This window comes from Azorhizobium sp. AG788 (assembly GCF_943371865.1).
Taxonomy (GTDB): Bacteria; Pseudomonadota; Alphaproteobacteria; order Rhizobiales; family Xanthobacteraceae; genus Azorhizobium.
Genome location: NZ_CALRWL010000085.1, coordinates 1 through 11,987, shown reverse-complemented (window position 1 = coordinate 11,987; position 11,987 = coordinate 1). Strand labels below are relative to the sequence as shown.

10 protein-coding genes are annotated in these 11,987 nt (G+C 70.3%); 9 read left to right on the top strand and 1 reads right to left on the bottom strand.

Translation table 11 applies throughout. From position 1 onward, the window contains the following. Nucleotides 1-245: 245 nt before the first annotated feature. From AAG816_RS26820 to AAG816_RS26785, 8 genes are all read left to right on the top strand, one after another. Nucleotides 246-1,784 carry an ABC transporter substrate-binding protein gene (locus tag AAG816_RS26820; protein ID WP_341992781.1) on the top strand — a complete coding sequence of 513 codons (1,539 nt, stop codon included), beginning with the start codon at nucleotides 246-248 and terminating at the stop codon, nucleotides 1,782-1,784. Nucleotides 1,785-2,298: 514 nt separating this feature from the next. Beyond that, nucleotides 2,299-3,252, top strand: a complete 954-nt coding sequence (locus AAG816_RS26815; RefSeq protein ID WP_341992780.1) for an ABC transporter permease — start codon at nucleotides 2,299-2,301, stop codon at nucleotides 3,250-3,252. Then, nucleotides 3,249-5,147 carry a dipeptide/oligopeptide/nickel ABC transporter permease/ATP-binding protein gene (locus tag AAG816_RS26810; protein WP_341992779.1) on the top strand — a complete coding sequence of 633 codons (1,899 nt, stop codon included), beginning with the start codon at nucleotides 3,249-3,251 and terminating at the stop codon, nucleotides 5,145-5,147. Before AAG816_RS26815 ends, AAG816_RS26810 begins: the two co-directional genes overlap by 4 nt. Continuing rightward, nucleotides 5,144-6,178 (top strand): oligopeptide/dipeptide ABC transporter ATP-binding protein, encoded by a 1,035-nt coding sequence (locus AAG816_RS26805; RefSeq protein WP_341992778.1) that lies wholly within the window; start codon nucleotides 5,144-5,146, stop codon nucleotides 6,176-6,178. The genes AAG816_RS26810 and AAG816_RS26805 overlap by 4 nt, the downstream gene beginning before the upstream one ends. Continuing rightward, on the top strand, nucleotides 6,171-6,866 hold the full coding sequence (locus AAG816_RS26800; protein ID WP_341992777.1) for an SDR family NAD(P)-dependent oxidoreductase: 696 nt from the start codon (nucleotides 6,171-6,173) through the stop codon (nucleotides 6,864-6,866). The genes AAG816_RS26805 and AAG816_RS26800 overlap by 8 nt, the downstream gene beginning before the upstream one ends. Further along, nucleotides 6,863-7,138 carry a (2Fe-2S)-binding protein gene (locus tag AAG816_RS26795; protein WP_341992776.1) on the top strand — a complete coding sequence of 92 codons (276 nt, stop codon included), beginning with the start codon at nucleotides 6,863-6,865 and terminating at the stop codon, nucleotides 7,136-7,138. Before AAG816_RS26800 ends, AAG816_RS26795 begins: the two co-directional genes overlap by 4 nt. After that, on the top strand, nucleotides 7,135-8,511 hold the full coding sequence (locus AAG816_RS26790) for an NAD(P)/FAD-dependent oxidoreductase (RefSeq protein WP_341992775.1): 1,377 nt from the start codon (nucleotides 7,135-7,137) through the stop codon (nucleotides 8,509-8,511). The genes AAG816_RS26795 and AAG816_RS26790 overlap by 4 nt, the downstream gene beginning before the upstream one ends. Nucleotides 8,512-8,524: 13 nt before the next feature. Further along, entirely contained in the window at nucleotides 8,525-9,643 is a 1,119-nt protein-coding gene (locus tag AAG816_RS26785; RefSeq protein ID WP_341992774.1) for an FAD-dependent oxidoreductase, read from the top strand. 11 nt (nucleotides 9,644-9,654) lie between these two features. Here AAG816_RS26785 and AAG816_RS26780 read toward each other — a convergent pair whose 3' ends face one another. After that, nucleotides 9,655-10,584 (bottom strand): LysR family transcriptional regulator, encoded by a 930-nt coding sequence (locus tag AAG816_RS26780; RefSeq protein WP_341992773.1) that lies wholly within the window; start codon nucleotides 10,582-10,584, stop codon nucleotides 9,655-9,657. A 93-nt stretch (nucleotides 10,585-10,677) separates the two neighbouring features. Here AAG816_RS26780 and AAG816_RS26775 point away from each other — a divergent pair, with 93 nt between their 5' ends. Beyond that, nucleotides 10,678-11,529 (top strand): NAD(P)H-dependent oxidoreductase, encoded by an 852-nt coding sequence (locus AAG816_RS26775; protein WP_341992772.1) that lies wholly within the window; start codon nucleotides 10,678-10,680, stop codon nucleotides 11,527-11,529. Nucleotides 11,530-11,987 lie beyond the last annotated feature (458 nt).

The following is an 11,987-nucleotide window of genomic DNA, read 5'->3' as shown; positions in this document are numbered from 1 at the left end:
TGCCGGCTCCTGAGAGGTTGCCGGCAAACGGGTCGACGGGGGGCGCCCGTACGCCCCCCGTCTTTCCTCGCCCGCGGCGTCGCGCGCGGGCCAACAGCACAGCTTCACGGCATCCACCGCAGATACAGGCCGGGGATATAGCGCTCGCTATATTTTACGGCGATACTTTTGAAACGCCGACCTTTGTTCAATCCCGGGGCCGCCCGCGACCGCGGTGCCGCCCTGCCCGACCGGAGAGCATGGACATGGCCGCCTTTACCCGCCGCTCGCTTCTCAAGGGTACCGCCGCCGCCGCGGCCGGGCTCGGCCTGGTGCCGATGCTGCGCATCCCCGGCGCCCAGGCCCGCACCCCGGGCATCCTGACCTTCGGCATCTCCAGCTTCCCGCCCAGCATCCAGCCCTGGAACAATGCCGGCACCGCCTCCGCCACGGTGAAGCTGTGCATCTATCGCGGCCTGCTGTCCTACGGCCCCGATGGCAAGCTGCGCGGCGAACTGGCGGAAAGCTGGGCGCCCGATGGCAAGAATGCCTGGGTGTTCAAGCTGCGCGACGCCACCTTCCACAATGGCGAGAAGGTCACCTCCGCCGACGTGAAATGGAGCATCGAGCAGGTGGCGGCGGAGAAATCCACCGCCTTCCTGCGCACCGAGATGCAGAGCCTGGAAAAGGTCGAGACCCCGGACGACAAGACCGTGCGCTTCGTCACGCGCAACCCCACGGTGACGCTGCCGCTGTGGATGGCCAGCTACCACATGCCGATCATGTCGAAGTCCTCCACCGGCACCGCGCAGGTGGGCGCAGGTCCCTTCGTGCTGAAGGATGCCGAGCGCGGCGTCTCCATGGATCTGGAGGCCCATGCCGGCTTCTACCGCCCCGGCCTGCCCAAGGTGAAGGGCATCCGCGTGATCGCCTATTCCGACGAAAATCTGCGCGTGGCCGCGCTGCAAAGCGGCGACGTGGACCTGATCGAATATGTGCCGTGGCAGGCCATGGCCAGCATCGAGAAGGACCCGGCCCTGAAGCTCGACGCCGTGGACGGCCCGTTCATGTCGCTGATCTTCAACGGCACCCGCCCCCCCTTCAACGATGCCCGCGTGCGCAAGGCGGTGGCCCATGCCATCCGCCGCGAAGAGATCGTCAAGGGCGCCTTCTTCGGCCGCGGCGCGCCTTTGGCCCATCTGCCCATCGCCAAGGCGAGCCCGTTCTACAATGCCGATCTCGCCGAGGGCTGGGCATACAATCCGGACCTGTCCAAGAAGCTGCTGGCGGAAGCCGGCTTCGGCGGCGGCCTGTCCTGCAAGCTGTTGTCCACGGCGCAATACGGCATGCACAAGGACACGGCGGAAGTGGTGCAGCAGCATCTCGCCGCCGTCGGCATCACCGCCGAACTGAACCTGCCGGACTGGGGCACCCGCGTGGCACTGGGCAATCGCGGCCAGTATGAGATGGCGGTGATGGGCACCTCCACCGACAGCAACGATCCCGACGGCATGGCGCCGTACGTGGACGGCAGCCTCTCGCCCTCCTACGTGCGCAGCTACAACCTCTCGATCCCGCGCATCACCGAGCTGTTCCAGGCCGGCCGCGAGGAGTTCGACGAGACCAAGCGCAAGGGGATCTATCACGAGCTGGAAAAGGTCGCCATCGACCAGGTGCCCATGGTGGGTCTGGCGCTGCGCAGCCAGGGCTATGCCATGCGCAAGGACGTGACCGGCTTCACCAACATGCCCGGCGCGCTCACCTTCTATTCCGGCGAAACCTTCGAAACCACGGTCGTGGGCTGAGTGATGGCGGCGCGCGCGGCACCCGTTCTGCCAAGCGCCGGCCGCGCGCGTCCTGCTGTTCCGTCGGCTTTTCGTAGTGCTCCTCCCCCGCGCACCCTGCCCCCTCCGCTAGGGGCAACGCGCGCCCCACGGAACGCTATTCGCGAAGGGCAGATCGCTTGCCTGGAATTCGCTTGCCAGGAGATCGCTTGCCAGACGATCGCTTAACGAGCGAACGCGGGCCGCACCAAAGCTCCGCGACACCTGCTCCTCCCCCGCGCACCCTGCCCCCTCCCCCCCTGCGGGGGAGGGTTGGGGTGGGGGGTGAAACGGGTAGAGTTGGTGAGCGCAATGGAGTGATCTCCGACGGGGTGCGGCAGGCGGGCTTCGGTGATCGGGCCGACCACCCGGCCCCGGCCGTTTCACCCCCCTCCCTGCCCTCCCCCGCAAGGGGGGAGGGTTCCCCCTCCGCTGGGGGAAACCTCATTCCCCTCCGCCATTCCCCCACGAGCCCCCCCATGAGAGGCCCCCGCTGATGCTGGCCTTCGCCCTGCGGCGCACCGCCGTTGCCTTGGCCCTGGTCTGGCTGGTGGCCAGCCTGGTGTTCCTGGTGATCCATCTGATCCCCGGCGATCCGGCGGAACTGCTGCTGTCCCAGGGCGGGTCCGCCCCCGATCCGGCGGCAGTGGCGGAATTGCGCGAGCGGCTCGGCCTCGATCTGCCGCTGTGGCAGCAATATCTGACCTATTGGCAGGGGCTGTTCCAAGGCAATTTCGGCACCTCCCTCCAGGACGACCATCCGGTCGCCTCCGAGATCGCCCTGCGCCTGCCCCGCACGCTGGAGCTGATCGGCGCCGCCGCGGTGATCGCGCTTTCCATCGGCATGCCGTTCGGCACCGCTGCCGCGCTGCGGGTGGGCGGGCCTCTGGATCGCATCGCCTCGGTGGTGGCGGGCGTGGCGCTCTCGGTGCCGGTGTTCGTGGTGGGCACGCTGTCCATTCTCCTGTTCGCGCAGAAGCTGGGCTGGGTGTCGGCGGGCGGCTATGTGCCTTTGGCCCGCAACCCCATGCAGCATTTCATCCTGCTGCTGATGCCCGCCTCCACCATTGCGGTGGGGCTGGGCGCGGTGGTGTTCCGCGTCACCCGCAGCTCGGTGCTGGAGGTGCTGAGCCGCGACCATGTGCGCGCCGCCCAGGCCCGCGGCGTGAAGCCCCGCATCATCATCCTGCGCCATGTGCTGCGCAACGCGCTGTCCCCGGTGCTGACCGTGGTGGCGCTGCATCTGGGCGCGCTGCTGGGGGGCACCGTGCTGGTGGAATATGTGTTCAACTGGCCGGGCCTGTCCGGCTATCTGGTGCGGGCGGTGGAAGCCCGCGACTATCCCGAGGTGCTGGGCATCGTGCTGGCCATCTCCATTCTGTTCGTGTTCCTCAATCTGATCGTGGACCTGTTGTACGCAGCCCTTGACCCGCGGGTGCGCCACGCATGAGCGCCGTGTCCGCCAAAACCTCGAAATATCGCCGCCTGCTGCTGCCGGGCCTGTTGCTGGCCCTGGTGGTGGCCACCGTCGCCGCCGCCCCGCTGCTGCCCTTGGCCGATCCGGTCAAGCAGCAGGTGGCCGCCCGCCTCACCGGCGCCTCCGCTGGCCATTGGCTGGGGCAGGATGAATATGGCCGCGACGTGCTTTCGCGCATCATCTGGGGCGGGCGGGTCTCGCTCACCGTCTCGTTTTTGGCCGCCAGCTTTGCCTGCATCATCGGCTCGCTGCTGGGGCTGGTGGGCGGCTATTTCCGCGGCGTCATCGAACTGATGAGCGTGCGCCTGGCCGAAGTGGTGCTGTGCTTTCCGCCCATGCTGCTGGCGCTGCTGGTGGTGACGCTGCTCGGCCCCGGCGCGGTGACTTTGGTGCTGGTGCTGACCATATTGTTCACCCCCGGCTTTGCCCGCGTGGCCTATGCGGAGACGCTGACCGCCCGCACCCTGGATTATGTGACCGCGCAGACCGCGCTGGGCGCCAGTTCCGGGCGGGTGCTGTTCCGCACCCTGTTGCCCAACATCACCCCGCCGCTGCTGGTGCAATTCTCGCTCACCGTCGCCGCCGCCATGATGCTGGAGAGTGGCCTCTCCTTCCTCGGCCTCGGCGTGGTGCCGCCCTCCCCGTCATGGGGGCTGATGATCCGCGCCGCCCGCTCGGTGATGGAACAGGCGCCGCTGCTGCTGCTGTGGCCCTGCCTGGCGCTGGCCGGCACGGTGCTGCTGCTGAACGTGGTGTGCGATCGCCTGCGTGATGCGCTGGACCCGCGCGGCGCCGCCGTGGGCGCCATTCCCGGCTTCCTGCGCCGGCGCAGCCGCGCCCCCTTGATGGCCGCGCCCGCGCCCACTGCCGCCCCCTCGCTGCTGGCCATCGAAGGCCTGACCCTGCGGCTTGAGACCGGCACCGGGCCGCTGGATGTGGTGCGCGGCGTCTCCTTCAGCGTGCCGCCGGGCGAGACCGTGGCTCTGGTGGGCGAGAGCGGATCGGGCAAGACGCTGACCGCTCTGGCGGTGATGGGCCTGCTGCCCACGGTCATCACGCCGGTGGCCGGACGGGTGAGCTTCACCGGCCGCGACGGCACCGTGCGCGATCTCCTGGCGCTGCCGGAAGCCGAGTTGCGCCGGCTGCGCGGCAACGACATCTCCATCGTGTTCCAGGACCCCTCCTCCAGCCTCAACCCGGTGCACCGCTGCGGCAAGCAGGTGGCGGAAGCCATTCTCGCCCATGGCGAGGGCACCGGCGCGGCCGCCGCCCGCAAGGTGGTGGACTTGCTGCGCAAGGTGGGCCTGCCGGACCCGGCCAAGCGCGCCGGCGCCTTCCCCCATGAACTCTCCGGCGGCCAGAAGCAGCGGGTGATGATCGCCGCCGCCGTGGCCAATACCCCCCGCCTGCTGATCGCCGACGAGCCCACCACGGCGCTGGACGTGACCGTGCAGGCGCAGATCCTCGACCTGCTCCAGGAGCTGAAGCAGGAAGCCGGCGCCGGGGACGCCGCCGGCATGGGCCTGTTGTTCGTCACCCACAATCTGGCGGTGGTGCGCGAGATCGCCGACCGGGTGGTGGTGATGTATGCGGGCGAAGTGGTGGAGGAAGGCCCGGTGGCAGAGGTGTTCGCCCGGCCCCGCCATCCCTACACCGCTGCCCTGCTGTCCAGCGCGCCGGAGAGCGATGCGGAAGAACTCACCGCCATTCCCGGCACCGTGCCCTCGCCCGCCGCTTTGCCGCCGGGCTGCCATTTCGCGCCGCGCTGTGCGTTCGCGCTGCCCACGTGCGACGCCAGCCATCCCGCCGGGGTCGAGGTCGGGCCGGGCCACACCGCCCGCTGCATCCGCTGGAGGGAAGTGGCATGAACGCCCATAGCCCCGTGCCCCCCGCCTCCTCCGTCGCACCAACGCCTTTGCTGCGGGCCGAAGGTTTGGAGCGCGGCTTCAAGGGCCGCAGCGGCCTCTTGGGCCGCGCCTCCACCGTGCTCGCCTTGCGCGGGGTGGACTTCACTTTGGCCCGCGGCGAGGCCGTGGGCGTGGTGGGCGAGAGCGGCTGCGGCAAGAGCACGCTCGCCCGCGTGCTGCTGCATCTCACCCCCGCCAGCGCCGGGCGCGTGACCTTCGACGGCCACGATCTGGCGGCACTGCCCAAGCCCGCCTTGCGGGCGCTGCGGCGGCGCATGCAGCTGGTGTTCCAGGATCCGTTCGCCAGCCTCGATCCGCGCCGCTCCATCGGCGCGCAGATCGGCGACGGCATTGCCATCCATCATCTGGCCCCGGCCGGCGACATTCCCGCCAAGGTCGGCGAACTCCTGGCCCAGGTGGGGCTTGATCCCGCCCATGCGGGGCGCTTGCCGCACGAATTCTCCGGCGGCCAGCGCCAGCGCATCGCCATCGCCCGGGCGCTGGCCACCGGGCCGGACCTGCTGGTGGCGGACGAGCCGGTCTCGGCGCTGGACGTGTCGGTGCAGGCGCAGGTGGTGAACCTGCTGAAGGATCTGCGCACCCGGCTCGGCCTCGGCCTGTTGTTCATCAGCCACGATCTGCATGTGGTGCGCCATCTGTGCGACCGGGTGGTGGTGATGTATCTGGGCCGGGTGGTGGAGGAAGCCCCCGCCGCCGAACTGTTCGCCAATCCGCTGCACCCCTATACGCGCTCGCTGCTGGCGGCGACGCCCTCCATGCACGCGCGGGATGGCTCCGGGACCGAGCGGGCCAAGGCGGGCCTCGCCGGCGAGATGCCGAGCCCGGCCAATCCGCCCTCCGGCTGCGCCTTCCGCACCCGCTGCCCCCGCGCCTTGCCATCCTGCGCCGACACCGTGCCGGTGCTGGCGGACGCGGGCGCCGGCCGCCGCATCGCCTGCCCGCCGGTGCTTTCGGAGATCGCCCATGCTTGAAACCGCCGGCCGCGTGGCCCTGATCTCCGGCGCCACCCGTGGCATCGGCCGCGCCATCGCCTTGCGCTTGAAGGCGGCGGGCTACGAGGTCTGCGCCGGGGTGCGCGATCCCAAGCGCGGCACCGTGCCGCCCGGCGTGTTCGCCACCCGCTATGACGCCGCCGCGCCGGATGGCGCCGTCGCCTGGGTCATCGCCGGCGTGAAGGAATTCGGCCGCATCGACGTGCTGGTCAATGCCGCCGGCATCAATCCCATGGCCCGCCTGATGGACCTGGACGAGACCGCGCTGGACGACCAGTGGACCCTCAATGCCAAAGGCCCCATGCGCGCCATCCGCGCCGCCTGGCCGCATCTGGTGGCCTCGGGCGAGGGCCGGGTGGTGAATGTGTCGTCGCTGTCCGGCAAGCGGGTGCGCAACGAGAATGTGGGCTATGCCATGAGCAAGTTCGCGCTCATGGCGCTGACCCATGCGGTGCGGCGCGAGGGCTGGGAGCACGGCATCCGCGCCACCGCGCTGTGCCCCGGCTTTGTCGACACCGACATGACCAAGCATGTGAGCAAGGTGCCCCGCGCCCAGATGACCCGGCCCGAGGACATCGCCGCCTTGGTGGAGACCCTGGTACGCCTGCCCAACAGCGCCAGCATTGCTGAACTCCTGGTCAATTGCCAGCGGGAGGACATGCTGTGAAGCTCAAGCGCGTGCGCGACGCCGCGCGGCCGGAGATCGCGCTGACCCTCGACGGCCAGCCCATGACCGGTCAGGCCGGCGACACGCTGCTCACCGCTTTGCTGAGCGCCGAGGGCGGCTTTCTCAATACCAATCCGTTCCTGAACGAGCCCCGCGCCGGCTTCTGCTACATGGGCGCCTGCCAGGATTGCTGGGTGGACGTGGACGGCCGCGGCCGGGTGCGGGCCTGCTCCACCCTGGCGGAGCCGGGCATGAGCGTGAGGCGGCTATGAAAATCGCGGTGGTGGGCGCCGGCCCCGCCGGGGTGCGGGCGGTGGAGCGATTGGTGGCCGCCGGCCTCAGGCCCATGTGGCTGGACGAGGCGCCCGATGGCGGCGGCCGGGTCTATCAGCGCCCGCCCCCCGGCCTCAAACGCGACCCGCGCACGCTCTACGGCTTCGAGGCCAAGCGCGCCAATGCGCTGCACGGCGCCCTCGACGCCCTCAAGGCCAAGACCCATTGGCGCCCCGACACCTTGGTGTGGAACATCGATCCGCGCGCGCGCACCCTGGAGCTGCTGCATGGCAGCCATCAGGAGACGGTGGGCTTCGACGCCGCGCTGCTGTGCACCGGCGCCATGGACCGCATCATCCCCATCCCCGGCTGGACCCGCCCCGGCGTCACCACCTTGGGCGCGGCGCAGATCGCGCTGAAGACCCAGGGCTGCGCCATCGGCGAGCGGGTGGCGCTCCTGGGCACCGGGCCGCTGCTGTGGCTGCTGGCCTATCAATATCTCAAAGCCGGCGTCCGCATCGCCGCGGTGCTGGACACCACCGCCTTCGCCCACAAGGCCAAGGCCGCGCCCGCGCTCATGGGCGGCGGGGCGGTGTTCGCCAAGGGGCTGTATTACATGGCCGCGGTGCGGGCGCGCGGGGTGAAGATCTATGAGGGCATCGAGCCGCTCGCCATCGAAGCCACTGCCGAGCGGGTCACCGGCCTCAGCTTCCGCACCCGCAAGGGCTATCCCTGCTCGGTGCGCTGCGACGCGGTCGCCATGGGCTGGGGCCTGAAGCCGGAGGCGCAACTGGCGGATCTGGCCGGGGTGCCATTCCGGTTCGACGATCTCCAGCACGCCTGGATCCCCGAACGGGACGGCGCCGGGCGCACCCCGGTGGCCGGGATCTATCTGGCCGGCGACGGCGCCGGCATCGGCGGCGCCGAGGTGGCGGAACTGGCGGGCGCCCGCGCCGCGCTGGCTCTGCTGGAAGACACCGCGCACGCCGTAGACGCGCCGACGGTGGCGGCACTGGACGCCAGGCTCGCGGCGCTGGCCACCTTCCGCGCGGCACTGGAACAGGCCTTTCCCTTCCCCGCCGCATTGGCCCGCGATGTGCCCGACGCCGCCGTGGTCTGCCGCTGCGAGGGCGTGACCGCCGGCGAGGTGCGCGGCATGGCGGGAGCCGCCCCCACCGGCATCGCCCGCGAGTTGAACCGGGCCAAGTCCATCACCCGCCTCGGCATGGGCCGCTGCCAGGGCCGCGTCTGCGGCCAGGCCGGCGCCGACATCCTCGCCGCCGCGTTGCATATGGACGTGGCTGCCATCGGCCGCCTGCGGGCGCAGGCGCCGGTGAAGCCGGTGCCCTTCACCGCCCAGGCCGCCGAATGAGCAGGACCCACTCATGACCTGGATCGAAACCGACGTTCTCATCATCGGCGCCGGCGGCGCGGGAACCTCGGCCGCGCTGCATCTGGCCCGGCGCGGGGTGCGCTGCGTGCTGCTGGAGCGCGGGCTGGTGGGCGGGCAGGCCTCCGGCGTCAATTACGGCGGCGTGCGCCAGCAGGGCCGCCACCCGGCCGAACTGCCCATCGCCCGCCGCTCCATGACCCTGTGGCATGCGCTCAAGGACCTGGCCGGCACCGATGCGGAATTCACCGTCAGCGGCCATCTGAAGCTGGCGCGCGACGCCGCCGAGGAAGCCGATCTGATCGCCTATATGGAGATCGCCAAGCGCCACGATCTGCCGCTGCGCCTCATCGGCCGCAATGCGCTGCATGACGATTATCCCTGGCTCGGCCCCGCCGCGCTGGTGGGCTCGCTGGCCCCCGAGGACGGCTCGGCCAATCCGCGCCTGCTGGTGCCGGCGCTGGCCCGCGCCGCCCGCGCCGCCGGCGCACAGATCCGCGAGCATGCGGAGGTCACGGCCTTCTCCCATGACCGGCGCGGCTTCCAGGTCATCGCCAACGGCACCGCCTGGCGGGCGCCGTGGCTGATCAACACCGCCGGCTATTGGGGCGGGGCGGTGGCGGCGGCGTTCGGCGAACCGGTGCCGGTGACGCCGCTCAATCCCAACATGATGGTCACCGAGCCCTTGCCCTATTTCATGGAGCCGAACCTGGGCGTGGTGGGCGGCAATGTCTATCTGCGCCAGATCCCGCGCGGCAATGTGGTGATCGGCGGCGGCAATGGCACCAGCGATCCCGCCGTGCCCTGGTCGCGCCCGAGCGCGGAGGAAACCCGCGCCGCCATGGCGCTCGCCACCGCGCTGGTGCCGCGCCTTTCGGGCGCCAACGTCATCCGCACCTGGACCGGCATCGACGGCGAGATGCCGGACCATATTCCGGTGATCGGCGAGAGCCACACCACCCCCATGCTGCTGCATGCCTTCGGCTTCTCCGGCCATGGCTTCCAGCTTGGCCCCGGCGTCGGGCAGATCCTCAGCGAGCTGGTCATCGACGGCCGCACCGACGTGCCGCTGGAGCCGTTCGACATCGGCCGCTGGACCGGCAAGGCGGCGTAACGGCGCCCCGCTCACGCCCCCGGCGTACGCGCCATGCCGGGGACCGTGGCGATGGCCTCCACCAGATAGTCCGCCAGCAGGCGCACGCGGGAAATGCCCGCGCGCTCGGGCACGATCAGCATGCTGAGCGGCATCGACGGCAAGAGATAGTCCGGCAGGATCACTTCCAGATGCCCCGCCGCCAGCAGATCCGCCACCAGCCACAGATGGGTCTGGGCGATGCCCCGCCCGGCCAGCACCGCCTCGCGCACCGCCAGGCCGTGATCCACCCGGAAGCGTCCGGCAAACGGCACCCGGTGGACCGCGCCATCGGGCGCGGCGAGAACCACCATGTCGCTGCCGGCCACATTGGTCATGCGAATGCCCTCCAGGGCGGCAAGATCGCGCGGCTGCGTCGGACGGCCATGGGCCTGCAGATAGCGCGGCGCCGCCACCAGCACCCGGCGGGACTGCCCCAAGGTGCGCAGCCGCAAGCTGCTGTCGGTGAGCGGGGCGAGGCGGATGGTCATGTCCATGCCCTCGCGCACCAGATCCACCTGAGTATCGGAGAGGCTGAGGTCGATGGTGATATCGGGATAGCGGTCCTGAAAGGCGTACAGCAGCCGCCCCACATGCAGCAGGCCGAATGACGCCGTACAGGACAGGCGGATGGTGCCGGCCGCCGCCCGCTGGGTGTCGCGTACCGCATCGCCCGCCAGTTCCACCAGCCGCAGGATATTGAGGCTTTCGGCATAATAGCGCTGGCCCTCCTCCGTCAGGGTCACGCGGCGTGTGGTTCTGCTGAGCAACGGCACACCCAGTGCCGCCTCCAGCTCGCTGAGATGACGGGTGACGGTGGACTGGCCCACCCCCAATTCCCGCGCCACCGCCGACAGGCTGCCGCGCTCGGCAATACGCACGAAGGTGCGCATGCGCTCCAGGGTGACGTCTGACCTATCCATTTTTCGGCATAATCCTATCTGATGCCGATATATAGCGGATAAGCGCCGCATCGGCTACGTCACGGGCAACCCATCCGTTTCGGAGCCCAGGCCATGACCCAGACCATTCCCGCCCCCACGACCTCCCCCCGCAAGGTGCTGCTGGTGTTCGCCCACCCCGAACCCCGCTCGCTCAATGGCGCGCTGCGCGACGTGGCGGTGCGGGAGCTGGAAGCCCAGGGCCGTGAGGTGAAGGTGTCCGATCTCTATGCGGACGGCTGGAAGGCCAGTGTGGACCGGGCCGACTTTCCCGCTCTGGCGCCGGATGCGCGCCTGGTGGTCGCCGCCGCCTCCGGCGAGGCGCTCACCACCGGCACCCTCACCCCCGACGTGATCGCCGAGCAGGAGAAGCTGCTGTGGGCCGATGTGCTGATCCTGCAATTTCCGCTGTGGTGGTTCAGCATGCCCGCCATCCTCAAGGGCTGGGTGGAGCGGGTCTATGCCTATGGCTTTGCCTATGGGGTGGGCGAGCACAGCGCCACCCGCTGGGGCGACCGCTATGGCGAAGGTCGGCTGGCGGGCAAGCGCGCCATGCTGATGGTGACCACCGGCGGCTGGGAGGCGCATTATTCCGCCCGGGGCGTCAACGGGCCGATCGACGATCTGCTGTTCCCCATTCATCACGGGGTGCTGTTCTATCCCGGCTATGCGGTGCTGCCGCCGTTCGTGGCCTACCACACCAACCGGCTGGACGAGGCCGGCTTCGAGGCCCTGGCGGAGCAGCTGCGGGAGCGCATGCGCACGCTCGGCACCACCGCGCCTTTACCCTTCCGCACGCAGAATGGCGGCGACTATCTCATCCCCAGCATGACCCTGCGCCCCGACCTGGGTGCGCCGGGCGCCACGGGCTTTGCGCTGCATCTGGAGGACGGGGGCCAGACCGCGGCCGGCATGACGGCGGCCTGACCGGTCCTGCGTCCAAGCCGGTGGGGGCGGTGGCGCTGAGCGCGCATAACGCTCCCCACCCGCGCACACTGCCCTCTCCCCCCTTGCGGGGGAGGGAAGGGAGGGGGGTGAAACGCGTTCCGATCTCGCCCGCGGTGTGTGGGGGAGGGGTGGCACGGCGGGTGTTCTTTCGCCCTGGCCGTTTCACCCCCCTCTCCAACTCTCCCCCGCCAACTCTCCCCCGCAAGGGGGGGAGAGCGCACGTTGCGTGGGTGGGGAGCGTTATGCGCGCTCAGCGCCACAGCCCCCACCGGCTTGGGCGCAGGACCGGTCAGGCCGCCAAGTCCAGCTCCTGCGTCCTGTCCCAGCCGACGCGGGCTCCTCCCCCCTTGCGGGGGAGGGAAGGGAGGGGGGTGAAACGCGTTCCGATCTCGCCCGCGGTGTGTGGGGGAGGGGTGGCACGGCGGGTGTTCTTTCGC